Source organism: Yimella lutea (assembly GCF_006715095.1).
Taxonomy (GTDB): domain Bacteria; phylum Actinomycetota; class Actinomycetes; order Actinomycetales; family Dermatophilaceae; genus Yimella; species Yimella lutea.
The window spans coordinates 3518547-3533116 of the sequence record NZ_VFMO01000001.1; the positions used below are offsets into that span (position 1 = coordinate 3518547).

Annotated in this window: 13 protein-coding genes; 4 read left to right on the forward strand and 9 right to left on the reverse strand. The window is 69.7% G+C overall.

Annotation, left to right across the window (positions count from 1 at the left end; genetic code table 11):
- Positions 1–12: 12 nt before the first annotated feature.
- The 5 genes from FB459_RS16940 to FB459_RS16960 all read right to left on the reverse strand — a co-directional run bounded on the left by FB459_RS16940 (position 13) and on the right by FB459_RS16960 (position 6790).
- The gene (locus FB459_RS16940) at positions 13–1557 is read right to left on the reverse strand and encodes an FAD-dependent oxidoreductase (RefSeq protein ID WP_170221985.1); all 1545 of its coding nucleotides are present in this window, start codon (positions 1555–1557) and stop codon (positions 13–15) included.
- Positions 1554–3728 carry a molybdopterin oxidoreductase family protein gene (locus tag FB459_RS16945; RefSeq protein ID WP_141929328.1) on the reverse strand — a complete coding sequence of 725 codons (2175 nt, stop codon included), beginning with the start codon at positions 3726–3728 and terminating at the stop codon, positions 1554–1556. Before FB459_RS16945 ends, FB459_RS16940 begins: the two co-directional genes overlap by 4 nt.
- A gap of 9 nt (positions 3729–3737) precedes the next feature.
- Positions 3738–5165, reverse strand: coding sequence for an MFS transporter (locus tag FB459_RS16950; protein WP_141929329.1), 1428 nt, complete (start codon positions 5163–5165; stop codon positions 3738–3740).
- Positions 5166–5385: 220 nt separating this feature from the next.
- Positions 5386–5988, reverse strand: a complete 603-nt coding sequence (pyrE, locus tag FB459_RS16955) for an orotate phosphoribosyltransferase (protein ID WP_141929330.1) — start codon at positions 5986–5988, stop codon at positions 5386–5388.
- Between the two features lie 25 nt (positions 5989–6013).
- Positions 6014–6790, reverse strand: coding sequence for an SDR family NAD(P)-dependent oxidoreductase (locus FB459_RS16960; RefSeq protein WP_141929331.1), 777 nt, complete (start codon positions 6788–6790; stop codon positions 6014–6016).
- A gap of 87 nt (positions 6791–6877) precedes the next feature.
- Between FB459_RS16960 and FB459_RS16965 the strand changes: the two genes are divergently transcribed.
- The 3 genes from FB459_RS16965 to FB459_RS16975 are packed head-to-tail and all read left to right on the forward strand — an operon-like array spanning position 6878 to position 9855.
- Positions 6878–7666, forward strand: a complete 789-nt coding sequence (locus FB459_RS16965; RefSeq protein ID WP_141929332.1) for an exodeoxyribonuclease III — start codon at positions 6878–6880, stop codon at positions 7664–7666.
- A gap of 51 nt (positions 7667–7717) precedes the next feature.
- Entirely contained in the window at positions 7718–8362 is a 645-nt protein-coding gene (locus tag FB459_RS16970) for a DUF4190 domain-containing protein (protein ID WP_141929333.1), read from the forward strand.
- Positions 8359–9855, forward strand: coding sequence for a flavin-containing monooxygenase (locus tag FB459_RS16975; protein ID WP_205744672.1), 1497 nt, complete (start codon positions 8359–8361; stop codon positions 9853–9855). The genes FB459_RS16970 and FB459_RS16975 overlap by 4 nt, the downstream gene beginning before the upstream one ends.
- A 9-nt stretch (positions 9856–9864) precedes the next feature.
- On the opposite strand, the gene FB459_RS16980 is transcribed toward FB459_RS16975, so the two are convergent.
- The 3 genes from FB459_RS16980 to FB459_RS16990 all read right to left on the reverse strand — a co-directional run bounded on the left by FB459_RS16980 (position 9865) and on the right by FB459_RS16990 (position 12968).
- A complete protein-coding gene (locus FB459_RS16980) occupies positions 9865–11553 on the reverse strand; it encodes an MFS transporter (RefSeq protein WP_141929334.1) in 1689 nt (562 codons plus the stop codon).
- Complete coding sequence (locus FB459_RS16985) at positions 11534–12271, reverse strand: LppX_LprAFG lipoprotein (RefSeq protein ID WP_168990143.1); 738 nt, start codon at positions 12269–12271, stop codon at positions 11534–11536. The genes FB459_RS16980 and FB459_RS16985 overlap by 20 nt, the downstream gene beginning before the upstream one ends.
- A gap of 112 nt (positions 12272–12383) precedes the next feature.
- Positions 12384–12968, reverse strand: a complete 585-nt coding sequence (locus FB459_RS16990) for a peptidoglycan-binding domain-containing protein (protein WP_170221986.1) — start codon at positions 12966–12968, stop codon at positions 12384–12386.
- 162 nt (positions 12969–13130) lie between these two features.
- Between FB459_RS16990 and FB459_RS16995 the strand changes: the two genes are divergently transcribed.
- Positions 13131–13997 (forward strand): alpha/beta fold hydrolase, encoded by an 867-nt coding sequence (locus tag FB459_RS16995; protein ID WP_141929336.1) that lies wholly within the window; start codon positions 13131–13133, stop codon positions 13995–13997.
- A gap of 72 nt (positions 13998–14069) precedes the next feature.
- Here the strand turns inward: FB459_RS16995 and FB459_RS17000 are convergent.
- On the reverse strand, positions 14070–14570 hold a 501-nt coding region (locus tag FB459_RS17000), incomplete at its 5' end, for an AAA family ATPase (RefSeq protein WP_170221987.1).

Here is a 14570-nt window from a genome sequence, read left to right on the forward strand (position 1 = left end):
GCAAATTCGTGCTCACGGTGAGCCCGGCGACGGGTGAGCGCCGAGGGTCGCGTGCGCGTCTGCCGCGGCCGGGGTGGACAACGGCGTCGCGTTCGCCGGACGGGTGTCGGACGGCGGGTCGACCTCCTCCATCCACGCGAGCAGCCCCTCCACCGCCGAGGCGCATCCGCCGCATCCGGTGGTGGCCCGGGTGCGTGCGGCGACCGCCTCGACGTCGCGGTCACCCGCTGCGTGCGCGCCGACGATCTCCCGCTTCGTCACGCCGTTGCACCGGCAGACGGTGGCGTTGCCGGGCATGGTCGCGAGGTTGGTGCGGTCCGCACCCTGGCCCGCGCCCGTGCCGGTCGGCAGCTCGGCGAAGAGCAGATGGGTGGGGTCCTTCGGCGTGGGTGTGCGCCGCTCGAACGCCGCGGTGAGGTCGGCCGCAAGGTCGGGCGCGCCGATGCAGGTCGCGGCGACGACCCGTTCAGCCGCGACCTCGACACTCACGTGCCGACCGGCGCCCGGGTCGCTGAGGGTCACCGTGCGTCCGGCACCACCGGCGGCGCCCATGGTGACCACCGAGAGTCCGCGCGCCTTGAGGGTGACGACGGCATCGGCAGACCCGGAGGCACGAACCGGCCGGCCGACGAGGTCGTGGGCGAGGCGTCGAGCCTGCTCCCAGCCGGGCGCCAACATCCCGGTCCAGCGGCCCTCCTCCTGGGCGCAGTCGCCGATGGCGGCGACGGCCGGGTCTTCGGGGCTACGCAGGTCGACACCGACGACGATGCCGTGCTCGACCGGAAGCCCTGCCGCACAGGCGAGTTCGGTGCGCGGAACAACTCCCGCACTGGCCACGACGAGGTCGCTCGGCAGCTCGGCGCCGTCGGCGGTGCGCAGCCCGCAGACCGCGCCGTCGTGGCCGATCACGTCGACCACCTCGACATCGAGCAGCACCCCGATGCCCTGGGCGCGCAGCGAGTCGGCGAGCACCTGTGCCGCAGCGGCGTCCAACTGGCGATCCATCAGGGCCGGCGTCCGGTGCACTACCGTCACGTCGGCGCCGCGATGGGCGAGGCCGCAGGCGAGTTCGATGCCGAGCAGCCCACCGCCGAGCACGGTGATCCGGCGGCCGGGGCGCGCCGCCGCCGCCAGGTCGCGGCAGTCGTCGATGGTGCGCAGCGTGCGCACACCGCGAAGATCGTCGGTGGGCAACGGAACCCGTGGTTCGGCGCCGGTGGCCAAGACCAGGGTGTCGTAGTCGTGAACCACGCCGTCGGCGTCCGTCACCGCCTTCGCGGCGCGGTCGATCGAGACGACCGTGGTGTCGGTGCGCACGACGACCGGCTCGGACGCGGCCGGCAGGGTGAGCGCGTTGATGTTCGCCCGACCGGCGATCACCTCCGAGAGCAGGAGCCGGTTGTAGGGCAGGTGCGGTTCGGCCCCGAGCACGGTCACCGCGACGGCGCCCGGGGCGGCGAGTGTCTGCAGTTCCTCGACGAAGCGGGCCGCGACCATGCCGTGGCCGGCCACGACGACGCGGTGTGCATTGGAGTCGCCGCTCATGTCGCCGCTCATGTCCCTGCTCCGTGCTCAGCAGGCGACACGTCGACCGCGCACACCTTGAACTCCGGCATCCCGCTCACCGGATCGGTGGCCGGGTTGGTGAGGTCGTTGCAGAACTGGTTGTCGCCGTCGCCGTGGAACGGCACGAACACACAGTCGGGCCGCACCGCGGTGGTCACCCGCGTCGGAGCGACGAACGAGCCACGCGCCGAGGTGATGCGCACGGGTGTGCCGTCCTCGACGCCGATGCGGTGGGCGGTGAGCGGGTGCACCTCGGCGAACCGGTGCTCGCCCGGCCGACCGAGGGCCGCGACGCGGGCGGTCTGGGCGCCCGACTGGTACTGGCGCAGCACGCGTCCGGTGAGCAGGTAGGTGCGCGCGCCCTCGCGCAGATCGTCGTCGACCCCGACGACCGACGGCACGACCGCCAGCGCCCGACCCGACGGCGTCGCAAACCGGTCGAGGAACATCCGTGGGGTGCCGCTGTGTTCGCGGTCGGGGCACGGCCAGTACACCGGTTCGCGGGCCACCCGCTCGTGATCGGCTCCGGCGTAGTCGGCGCGGCCGCCGGCGCTGGCCCGCCCGAGCTCGGCGAACACCTCGATCGGGTCGGTCGCGAATTGCACTGGTGCACCGAGACGTTCGGCGAGTTGCGCCCAGATGACGAGTTCGTCGCGCACCCCGTCGGGCGGGTCTGTTGCTCGGGCCCGTTGCAGGATGCGTCCTTCGAGGGAGGTCATCGTGCCGTCCTCCTCGGCCCACTGCGGCACGGGCAGCACGACGTCGGCGAGCCGGGCCGTCGCCGAGGGCACGAAGTCGGCGACAACGAGCAGGTCGAGACTGGCGAGCCGTTCGCGGACGGTGCCTGCGTCGGGTGCCGAGACGGCGGGGTTGGCGCCGTGCACGAAGAGCACCCGTGGGCCGCCGGGACGACCGAGCGAGTCGAGCAGTTCGACCGCGGGGCGGCCCGGCCCGGGGATGGCGTCGGGATCGACACCCCACACCTTTGCCACATGCGCCCGTGCCTGCGCGTCGGTGATGCTGCGGTAACCGGGCAGTTGGTCGCACTTCTGGCCGTGTTCGCGTCCGCCCTGCCCGTTGCCCTGACCGGTGAGGCAGCCGTAGCCGCTGCCGACGCGACCGGGCAGCCCGAGCGCGAGCGCCAGGTTGATCGCTGCGGTGACGGTGTCGGTGCCGTGCGCGTGCTGTTCGGCGCCGCGTCCGGTGATGACGTAGGCCCCCGCTCCCCCGCGATGGGGTGCGGCGGCCAGGAGCAGTTCGGCGGCCCGCCGGATCTGATCGGCGGGCACACCGGTCGCCTGCTGGGTGAGCTCGGGCCACCAGCACGTAGCCGCGGCTGCCACCGCGCCCCAACCCTCCACGCGGGCCGCGAGGTAGTCGTCGTCGGTGCCGCTCGCCGCGATCACCGCGTGCAGCAGGCCGAGCAGCAGCACCACGTCGGTGCCGGGCAGCGGCCGCAGATGCAGGCCGGCCCCGTCGTCGGTGAGCGCCGCCGTCGCACTGTGCCGCGGATCGATGACAATCAGACCGCCGCGCTGCCGGGCGCCGGCCAGGTGCCGGGTCATCGGCGGCATCGTCTCGGCCGGGTTGCTGCCGACCAGCAGCACCGCGTCGGCGCCGCCGAGGTCGGCGAGCGGGAAGGGCAGACCGCGGTCGAGCCCGAACGCCCGGTTGCCCGCCGCGGCGGCCGACGACATGCAGAACCGGCCGTTGTAGTCGATGAGGGCGGTGCCGAGGGCGACCCGCGCGAACTTGCCCAGGCTGTAAGCCTTTTCGTTGGTCAGGCCACCGCCGCCGAAGACCGCGACCGCGTCGGGGCCGTCGGCCCGTTGCGCCGCACGGACGGCGGTGACGATCCGTTCGTACGCCTCCTGCCAGGTCGCCGCGCGTAGTTCACCGCCCGCGTCCCGCACCATCGGCGTCGTGATCCGGTCGCGCACCGCCAGCAGTTCGGCTGCGGTCCAACCCTTCTGGCACAGACCGCCCTGGTTGGTCGGGAAGTCACGGGGCTGCACCGCGAGCCTGCCGTCGTCAGCCGGTTCGAGCCGCATCGCGCACTGCAGCGCGCAGTAGGGGCAGTGCGTATCAGTGCCGGTATCAGTGCCGGTCGTGCCCGTCGTGCCCGTCCGCCGCTGCGGCGAGTCGAGGTCGGTGAGCGTCATCGCCACGCCTCAGATCCGGTGGCTGCCGAGGGCAGAACCCTTGCGGCCGTACGCCGCCCAAGTGATCGCCGCCATCAGCAGGTAGACCCCGAGGATCACCAGCAGCGCGGGCACGATCGTGCCGGCCGGGTGGGCGGCGTCGATGGTGTGCGACTTGGAGAGCGCGAAGCCCTGCGGCACCAGAAACCCGCCGAAGGCACCGATCGCGCCGACGATCCCGATCGCGCCGCCCGCCGTCCGCACCGCCGTGGCCCGACCGGCCGGCGAGCGGTCGGTGGCCGTCACGTCGAAGACGGCGGGGATCATCCGGTAGATCGATCCGTTGCCCACGCCGGTGAACACGAACAGCCAGCAGAAGCTGACCATGAAGAGCCCGAAGTCGTTGGTGCGCAACGCGATCACCGCACCGCCGGCGCCGACCGCCATCGCCAGGAAGGAGACCACGGTGACCACCCAGCCGCCGACCCGGTCGGCGGCGATACCGCCCAGCGGACGGCTCAACGAACCCACGAGGGCGCCGAGGAAGGCGAGCTTGAGACCTTCGGCCGGAAACGCGTCGTGCAGCAGTTTCGGGAAGACTCCTGCGAACCCGATGAACGAACCGAAGGTGCCGATGTAGAGCAGCGACAGCAGCCAGGTGTGCGGCAGCCGGGTGGCCCGTCGCATCGAGCGCCCGTCGTTCGCCGCCATCGTCAGGTTGTCCATGAAGCGCCAGGCGAGCAATGCCGCCAACAGCGCGGCCGGCACGAAGATCCAACCGGCCGCTGGGAGGTTTGGGGCGGTCGCCGTCGCGGCTCCCCAGACCACCACGAACGGCACGACGAACTGCACCGCCGCCGTGCCGAGATTGCCGCCGGCCGCGTTGAGCCCCAACGCTGCTCCCTTGCGGGCGGCCGGGAAGAAGAAGGAGATGTTGGTCATCGACGAGGCGAAGTTGCCGCCGCCGAACCCGGCCAGTGCAGCGACGAGCAGCAGCACGGGGAAGGGCGCCAGATTCTCCAGCGCGACCACCAACCCGAGGGTGGGCGCGAGCAGCAGCAGCGCCGACATGATCGTCCAGTTGCGACCGCCGAACCGCGGCACCGCGAAACTGTAAGGGATGCGCAGTGCCGATCCGACGAGCACCGGCATCGACAGCAGCCAGAACTGCTGGCTGTCGGTCAACGCGTTCGTGCCGACGTAGCCGAAGGCCGCCAGTTGCGGCACGACGATGCCCCAGAGCGCGAACACCCCGAACCCGAGAAACTCCGCCAGCACCGACAACCCGAGGTTGCGCCGTGCGATCGAGCGGCCGTGCGCCACCCACTGGGCGGGGTCTTCGGGGTCCCAGCCGTCGAGCCAACGTCCCGGCCGACGGGCGAGCCCGTCGGCGGTGTCGACGGTGTCGACGGGAGGGGCGAGCGCCAGATCGGTCGGCTCGGTGGTTGTGGTGACCATGAACGCCTCGCACGCAGGTGCCCACCCGGACGGTGAGCGAGTGCGAGGAACGCTATGGACGCCGTGTTTCGTCGGCCGACTGCTTGCGTAACACGCAGGTCACACCGACCTCACCGCCGCGGCCACGCGTGGTGAAGCGTCCTGACCTGCGCAGATCCACCCCCGAAGGAGGCGTGGAGTGACCCACGTCACGTGGGTCGACCGCGAGGTGCGGCGCCGGTCAGGCCAGTCCGACGTCTTGCAGGCTGAACGCGGACAGGTAGGGCACGCCCAGACCGTCCTCGATGACCTGCTGCGCACCGGTGGCGCGATCGACGATGGTGGCCACGGCGACGACTTCCGCGCCCTCGTCGCGGGCGGCCTGCACCGCGTCGGTCGGCGACGCGCCGGTGGTGGTGGTGTCCTCGACCACGAGCACCCGGCGGCCCTTGATCGACGGTCCTTCGATGCGCTGCTGCAACCCGTGGGCCTTGCCCTGCTTGCGCACCACGAACGCGTCGAGCCGGTCGCCGGCGGCCGCGGCGGCGTGCAGCATCGAGGTGGCCACCGGGTCGGCGCCGAGGGTGAGTCCGCCGACGGCGTCGAAGTCGAGTTGCTTGGTCAACTCGCGCATCACACGTCCGACCAACGGGGCGGCCTCGCCCGACAGCGAGATGCGGCGCAGGTCGACGTAGTAGTCGGCCCCCTTGCCGGAGGAGAGCGTCACCCGACCGTGCACGACGGCCTGCTCCTTGATGAGCTCGAGCAGGCGGGCGCGGTCGGCGGCGAGGTCGACCGGGGTGTTGGAGGTGGTGGCGAAGTTGTCGGCAGCGGCGTCAGTCACGGCTCACAGCCTAGAGCGGGAGCGCTCAGTCCTTGTTCGGACGGTGACGGCGCACCAGCTTCGGTTTGCGCACGATCGAGCGGGGCACGACGCGCAGGAGTCCGGCGGCGATCTTGTACTGAACGCCCGGAATGCTGAGGATCTTGCCCCTGTCGACGTCGGCCAGGCCGTCGGAGACCAGCTTGTCGGCGTCGAGCCACATGAAGTCGGGGGCGGCCTGGCGGGCCTTGATGCCGGCGCGGTCGTGGAACTCGGTGCGGGTGAAGCCGGGGGCGAGCGCGGTGACCTTGACGCCGGTGTCGGCGAGTTCGACGGCGAGCGACTCGGAGAAGACCGTGACCCACGACTTGGCCGCCGAGTAGGTGCCCGACGACATGAAGCCCGCCACCGAGGAGACGTTGACGATGTTGCCGGCCCCGCGCTCCTTCATCGCCAGGGCGGCGGCGTGCGAGAGCACGAGCACGGCGCGCACCAGCACGTCGAGCATCTGCTCCTCTTCCTCGACCGTGTTGCGGATGAACGACTTGCGCAGGCCGAACCCGGCGTTGTTGACCAGCAGGTCGACCGGACGCTGCCGGTCGCCGACCCGGTCGGCAACGGTGCCGAGTTGGGTGCGGTCGGCGAGGTCGGCGGGCAGCACGTCGACCCGGATGCCGTGCTGCGCTTCGAGCTCGGCGCGCAGCGCCTCCAGCCGGCTCTTGTCACGGGCGACGACGACGAGGTCGTGGCCGCGCGCGGCGAGCTGGTGGGCGAAGGTCTTGCCGATGCCGGCGCTGGCGCCGGTGACGAGTGCGGTAGGCATGGCGCCGATCCTAGGTCGCGCCACCCATGAACCCACCCATGAACCGGCCCGACCCGGGCCGTCGGTGGCGGCGATTAGGCTCGGGCCGTGCGTATTGCGACCTGGAACGTCAACTCCGTCCGCTCCCGCATCGACCGAGTGATGGGGGTGCTCGAGCGTCACGATCTCGACGTCCTGCTCCTGCAAGAGACCAAGTGCCGTGACGACCAGTTCCCGATGCTCGACCTCGCAGCCAAGGGTTACGAGCTCGCGCATCACGGCCTCAACCAGTGGAACGGCGTCGCGATCATCTCGCGCGTCGGCATCGAGGACGTCGCGGTCGGCTTCCCGAGCATGCCCGGCTTCGGCGAACCCATCGCACCCGAAGCCCGCGCGATCGGCGCTACCTGCGGTGGCGTCCGGGTGTGGTCGCTGTACATCCCCAACGGACGCGAGATCGACCACCCGCACTACCACTACAAGCTCGACTGGCTGTCCCGGCTGCGCGACGACGCCACGGGCTGGCTGGCCGACGACGCGGACGCACAGATCCTTCTCGCCGGCGACTGGAACATCGCGCCGACCGATGACGACGTCTGGGATGTCGCCTTCTTCGAGGGCAGGACGCATGTCACCGCACCCGAACGTGCGGCCTTCCAGGCCATCGTCGACGCCGGCTTCAGCGACGTCGTCCGACCCTTCACCCCCGGCCCGGGCGTTTACACCTACTGGGACTACACGCAGTTGCGTTTCCCGAAAAAGCAGGGCATGCGCATCGACTTCGCGCTGGCGTCCCCTGCCCTCGCCTCCCGGGTCACCGACGCGATGATCGATCGCGAGGAGCGCAAGGGCAAGGGCGCATCCGACCACGCGCCCGTGGTGGTCACGCTCGACTGAAGCCGCGGCGGTTAGGGTCGTCCCGGCCGTTCAACACCGGGAAAGCAGAGCATGAGCAATTACGACCCCGAGCACCCGTACTCCGAGGAGCCGACCCGGGCGACCCCGCGACTCGACCCGAGTGCGCTGAACAAGCCGCATACGCAACCGATCGACGACTCATCCGGTACGCGCGAAGTGCCCTACGGCTCGCCCCCGCCTGATCGGAGTTACGGGCAGGGTCATGCCCAGGGTTACGGCCGGCCGTCGTACGGCGCCGGGAACGAGCAGTACAACCCCTACGGCGGCAACGGCTACGACCCGTCCGTGAACGATCAGTCACCGCAGAACCCCTACGGCGCACCCCAGCAGTACGCGCAGCCTGCGCAGTACGGCGCACCGCAGTACCCGCATCCCTACGGCAATCAGTACGACAACCAATACGGCTACGCGCCTCCGGGCGGCTTTCCCCAGCAACCGCAGACCAACGGCATGGCGATCGCGGCGCTGGTCACGTCGCTGGCCGGCTGTCTGTGCGGGTTCGGCTTCCCCATCGGTCTGGTCCTGGGCTTCATGGCGCTGCCGGAGGCCAAGCGTCAGAACGACAGCGGATCCAAGGGGATGGCGATCGCCGGCATCGTGATCGGCGGGCTCGGCACGCTGTTGATCGTCGGCTACATCGTGCTCATAGTGGTCTGGGGAATCGGCTCGGCATGACCATTCAGCCCGACCTGCAGCCCGCCGTCCAGCACGACATGGTCGTGATCGGGGCAGGGTTCTCCGGTATCGCGATGACGATCGCGGCGAAGGCCGCCGGACGCGACGTGCTGGTGCTGGAGAAGGCCGACGAGATCGGTGGCACCTGGCGCGACAACCGCTACCCGGGCGTGGCCTGCGACGTCGAGAGCCACCTGTACTCCTACTCCTTCGAACTCAACCCGGACTGGTCGCGCGCCTACGCGCCGGGCGACGAGATCCAGGACTACCTGCTGTACGTCGTCGAGCAGTACGACGTCCGCCGGCATGTGCAGTTCGGCGCGGCCGTGCAGCAGGCGTGGTTCGAGGAGCAGACCTCGCGCTGGGAGGTCGCCTACTCCACACCCGACGGAGGACTGGAGACCGTCACCTGCCGCGACCTGGTGCTCGCCGTCGGCTCGTTGCACGTGCCGACCGCCCCCGCCATCCCCGGCCTCGACGCGTTCCAGGGCGAACTGATGCACACCGCCACCTGGGTGCCCGGCACCACCGCCACCGGCAAGCGGGTCGGCGTCATCGGCACCGGCGCGAGCGCCGTCCAGGTGATTCCGGAACTGGCCGCGGACGCCGCGGCGCTCACCGTCTTCCAGCGCACACCGACCTGGGTGATGCCCAAGAACGACCACGAGATCTCCGAAGCGACCTCGGAGCGGTACGAGCGCCGTCCGGCGCTGATGAAGGCGCGACGAGCCAAGATCAGGGCCGCCAACGAGACTCGCGCGCTGGGGTTCGTCAAGCAGCCCGCGCTGATGAAGGCGGTGCGCCTGCGCGCCATGCACCATCTGCGATCGTCCGTCGACGACGAAGAGCTGCGCGCGCAGTTGACGCCTGCCTACACGCTGGGTTGCAAGCGAATTCCATTGTCGGACAACTACTTGACGGCACTCTCACGCCGCAACGTGAAGCTGGCGACCGAGCCGATCATCGATGCGGGACCGAACGGTCTGGTGACCGCCGACGGTGTCGAGCACCCGCTCGACCTGCTGGTGTTGGCGACCGGGTTCGATCCGAGCGCCGCCTGGAAGTCGGTCAATGTCTTCGGCGCGAAGCACGCCTCGCTGACCCAGCGCTGGGAGGAGGGCATCGACAGTTACTACGGCGTGACCGTGCCCGACTTCCCGAACATGTTCATGCTGCTCGGGCCGAACGCGGAACTCGGCCACACCTCGGTGCTGCTGATGATGGAGGCCCAGGTCGAACTGGTCGTGAAGTTGCTCGCCGAGCGTGACCGCCGCGGTGCGAAGCTGGTGAGCGTGCGTCCGGAGGTCGTGCCGGCTCACATGGCGCAGATCGATGAGCGCAGCGCCGACACCGTGTGGCAGCGGGGCGGATGCAGCAGCTGGTACCTCGACAAGGGCGGCCGCAACCGCACCCTCTGGCCGGGTACGGTCGCTGAGTTCGAGCGTCGGGTCCGCAACCCCGAATGGGTCGACTACGAGTTCACCAGCCGCTGAGCGCAGCGATCAGAGCGCGGTGGTTGCCCGCTCACCGTCGATGCGTTGCAACGGCTTTCGACCGAGGAACCATGACAGCAGCGCCGCCACAGTGGCAGCGATCGCCGCCCCGAGGAAGACGGTGTTGACCTGTCGCACCCCGGCCGCGCGGTAGTCGGCCTCAGTCGGCGCCGAGATCGCCGAGATCTCCTGGTAGTACTGGTGCAGCCCGATGGCGGTCAGCAATGCGAGTCCCACGACCATGCCGACCATCCGCGAGACGACGATCAGCGCCGAGGTCACGCCGTGGTCGGACTCGCGCGCGTCGGCGAGCGCCGCGTCGTTGACCGGGGCGATCGCGAGGCCGACGCCGAGCCCGACGGCGATCAGCACCACGGTCGCCTGAGCGGTGTCGAGGACATTTCCGCTCCACCGTGACATCGCGAACAGCCCGACCGCGGCAAGCGCCAGACCCACGGCGGAGACGATGCCCGGGCCGACCTTGCGCAGCAACCAACCGCCCACGAGCGCACCGACGGGTACCGCGATCAGGAACCGGACGAGGATCACCGCGGCCTCGGTCTGGTCATCGGTCACCGTGAGCCGGGCCAGGATCGGCACGTCGACGACGATCGCGACGATCGCGGTGCCCACCAGGAGGGAGACCGCGAGGGCCGGCAGGACGCGTCCGACCACAGCGCCACGGGCGATGAGTGGTTCCTTCGCCCGCCGGTGCCACCACAGGTAGACGGCCATCGCGACGAGGCCGAGTGGCAACAACCACAGACCCATCGGTCCGACGACCTCGGTCTCGGGGTTGGCGGAGGAGAACGTGAGCACCAGGCAGCCCAGCACGGTCGCGATGAGCAACGCCCCGAACAGGTCGGCACGGCGCAGGATCGGCCACCAGTACCGCGCCGACAGCACCAACAGCGCGGACAGTGCGCCCAGACCCCAGAGCCCGACCGGTGTCATCAACCGTGCGTCGTGTCCTTCGTAGGGCACGAACGGGTCGCCGTACTCGATCGAGGTGGTCAGTGATTCGGGTGCGACGAGCGCGAGACCGAGCAGCGCCACGCAGGCCAGTGCGGCGACGGCCGTGAGGGCGTGCCACCACCGCGGAATGGTCGTCGAGGCGAGTTCGCTGCGCGAACTGCGGCCACCGGTGAGGCGGATGAGGATCGCCAGCACGATGCCGCCGATTCCGTTGACCCAGAAGATCGCTCGCCAGTCCCACAGGTGCAGGATCAAGGCGCCGAACAACGGGCCGAGCACACTGCCGACCTCCTGCACGGCGCCGACCACACCGAACGCCGTCCCCCGTTGGCCGACGGGCCAGAGCGAAGCGACGATCGCGAGCGTCGCGGGCACCAGGCCCCCGCCGCCGATGCCCTGAAGGACGCGTCCGGCCACCAGTACCGGCAGATCGACCGCGACTGCGGTGATTGCCGAGCCGACGGTGAACAACGCGAGGCACCACATCAGGATCCGCTGGCGATCGACGAGATCGGCCAAGCGTCCGATCAGGGGCAACACCGCGATGTATCCGAGCAGGAACCCGCTGATGATCGGGGTTGCCTTCTGAAGTGCGTCGATGCCCAGCCCGACGCCCTGCATCATGTCGGGCAGGGCGAGGACGACGACGTAGGTGTCGGCGGCGGCGAGGGCGACGGCGACGGACGCCGTGGCCAGCAGCGCCTTAGGGCGCTGTGATGTCAACCGTCTGCCCGTAGTTGGTGAAGGTCAGGTCGTAGCGTGTCTTGTCGCTGCCCTTGAAGAAGGGTCCGATCACCTGCGCCGAGCGCACCTGATTGTCGTCGGTGAGTCCGTACTTCACCGAGAACGTGCCGGTGCCGTCGCCCATGTAGAGCACCGCCTTGATCGCGCTGCCCGGCAGCGAGCCGGTGATTTCCTGGACGATGTCCTTGCCGTCGCGCAGTTTGCCGCCGAGCTTGGCGCCCTTGGTCTGTGGCAGGAGCGTCGAGACACCCTTGTCCTTGCTGAACAGCACGTTCGGGTCGGGAGCACCGTAGGTGTTGGGGTTGATCGTGGTGGTCTTGGCGGAGAACGGCATCTTCGCCCACGTCTTGCCGTCGACCGAGGTCACCGGCACCGACGCGGCGAGCGACCCGGCCTGCACGTTGAGGGTGCCCTTGAAGGCGGGCTTGGCGATGACGTCACCCTCGCCGGAGAGCACCCCGCTGCTGTCCTTCGGCACATCCGTGCCCTGCAGCTTGAAGTGGTACCCGGGGGTGCCGTCGAGCACCTTCTTCGCCTCGGTGAGTCGGTCGGTGGCGGTCAGTTCCTTGCCGGACGAGCCGGTGGGCCCCTCCTTCTTGTCCTTGGTGCTGCTGCACCCGGTCACGAGCAAGGACGCCGCCAGAACAACGGCGCCGGCCGTACTGAGTGCGGAGGACTTCGAAGTGCGTACGCGCATGGGAACCAACCTATCCATCGAGATGCCCGTCCGGGCCGACTTGTCCGACGCGCGGGTAACCCCGGAAGTTCCCGCAGCCGACCGCGCGTCGGACACGACGGTGTTCGATGAATCAGCGTCCGTCGGCGAGGCGTTCCCAGGTGCGCGTACCGACGACGCCGTCGACCTTCAGGCCGACCATCCGTTGATAGCGCCGCACCTCACGTTCGGTGGCCGCCCCGAACTTCACGTCGGCCTTCAGACCGGAGTCGAAGCGGGCATTGAGCGCCAGTTGCAGGAGTTGGACGTCGTTCGTGCTCATCCCCCGGCGCAGCTTCTGCCGGCCCGCGGTTCGGACAATCAACGCGCACCAGGTCTTGGGTCCGACGATCATGTCGGTCTTCAGTCGGCACCGCGCCTGGAAGTGCTTGACCAATTGCTGCGTCTGCGGGTCGTAGTACGCGACCTTGAACCTGCTGCCGATGGTCGGCTTGTACTTATTGGCCTGCAACCAGCTCTTGAGCAGCAGCACATCGTCGTAGTGCACCAGCCCAGGACGCACCTTAGGGTAGTGGAATCCGTCCGCGCTGGCCGAGGACGCGGCGGCAACGCCGGTGACTGCGGCAACCGCGGTGGCCCCCGCACCGGCCAACAGAGTCCGCCGGCTGGGGCGGGCACGCTTCTGCTCGCTGTGTGGCCGATTGTCGTGGTTGGTCATGATCGTCTCCCCTGTGTTCGAGAACTTCGGATGAACGGGTCCGTTTGAACCGAGCGGCCCTTCAACAGCGACGGGAGCAGGCCGCTGTTCGTTCCGACACGAACGACGCGGGGTGCGTGCCGCAGCCGGGCGATTCCCCCGTATTCGTGTTGGCTGGCAGGCATGACCTCCCTCGACCGCCACACCGTCCTCGCCTCGGACGGAGCCCTGCTCGCGGCGTACGTCCGCCGCCCTTCCGAGGCAACTGCACCCGACGCACCGACCGTCGTCCTCGCCCATGGCTGGACGCTCACCCACCGCTCCTGGCACCGGGTGGTCGATGCCCTCGACGACGGCGTGCGCGTCGTGTTGTGGGATCAACGCGGACACGGCGAGTCCACTCTCGCCGGCGGCCGGCACCGCTCGTCCGGTGAATCGGTCGGCCGTCTGGGGCAGGACCTGCGCGAGGTGATCGCCGCCTTGGTGCCCGACGCATCGCCGCTGGTCCTCGCCGGCCACTCGATGGGCGGCATGACCGTCATGGCCTACTCCGGCACCGCGACACCCGAGGAGATCGACCGCGTCCGCGGCGTCGTGTTCTGTTCCACGGCAGCCGGCGGGCTGCGCGGCACCGGCCTGCCCGGCGAGCAGAAGATCATGCGAGCCTTGTCGAGGCTGCCGTTCCGCGGACGGCCGGGACGGCTGATCCGGGACAAGCGACAGCGCGAGTACCTGTTCGGTGCCGATGCCCGCGACGAGGACGTCGCGCTCACCACGGCGCTCACCGGCGGGGTCAGCCTGATCACCTACGGAGCGTTCTACGGCGCCTTGATGAAGCACGACGAGGTGGCTGCGCTGGCCAGGCTGGAACACACGCCGACGACGGTGATCGTCGGCGGACGCGACAAGCTGACGCCGAAGGTGCTGGCTCGTCGTATCCACGAGGAGATGCCACACGCGCAGCTCAAGGTCCTGGACGACCGCGGGCACATGGTGCCGTTGGAAGAACCCGAGGTCGTCGTCGGCGCGATCGAGCAGTACCTCGGCTGACGGCTGCGGCCCGTTCTGTGCACAGCAAGAAACGCCCCGAGGTCCTTTCGGATCCCGGGGCGTTTCCCGTCCTCAGCTGAGCGTGAGCTCCGGCTTGTCTGCGTCCTTGTCGACGGTGACCGTGTCGCCATCGCGCACCTCGCCGGACAGCAGTGCCTTCGCCAGACGGTCGCCGATCTCCTTCTGCACCAGACGGCGCAGCGGACGGGCACCGTAGGCCGGGTCGTAGCCCTCGTCGGCCAACCACTGGCGGGCCGTCTCGGTGACCTCGAGCGTGATGCGGCGGTCCTTCAGACGCTCCCCGAAGGAAGCGACCTGCAGGTTGACGATCTCGGCGAGTTCGTCCTTCGACAGCGGTTCGAAGATCACCGTTTCGTCGAGACGGTTGAGGAACTCCGGCTTGAACGCGGCTCGGACCGCGGTCATGACCGACTCCTTCTTCTGCTCCGGCGACAGCGCCGGGTCGATGAGGAACTGCGATCCGAGGTTGCTGGTGAGCACCAGGATCACGTTGCGGAAGTCGATCGTGCGTCCTTGACCGTCGGTCAGTCGTCCGTCGTCGAGCACCTGGAG